Annotated in this window: 1 protein-coding gene; it reads right to left on the bottom strand. The window is 66.1% G+C overall.

Annotated features, from left to right (window positions below; genetic code table 11):
• Window positions 1-248 (bottom strand): hypothetical protein (locus AC0I8G_RS26090; RefSeq protein ID WP_471732531.1); only part of this gene is annotated, 248 nt, incomplete at both ends.

Here is a 248-nt window from a genome sequence, read left to right as displayed (position 1 = left end):
ATGTCGGCGCCGTGCAGCGCTACCGAGTTGCCGATGCGTGCATCCGCTACGCGCACCAGGTTGCCCGACCACAAGCTCAAGGTCGGCGCGGTGGCCTTGGCCAGCACGATGCTGGCGTTTGTCGCCACGCCATTGCGCCAGCCAGCGTTCACACGGGCGCCTTGGTCGGCACTCAGCTCACGGCCGGTTGTGTTGGTCATGCTGTCGAGCAGCACCTGCCCGCCCGCCACCAGACGGTCGAAGAAAAT

Source organism: Kineococcus sp. AC630 (assembly GCF_979255925.1).
Note: the sequence above shows the minus strand (reverse complement) of the source record. Positions and strands in the feature narration are given on the sequence as shown.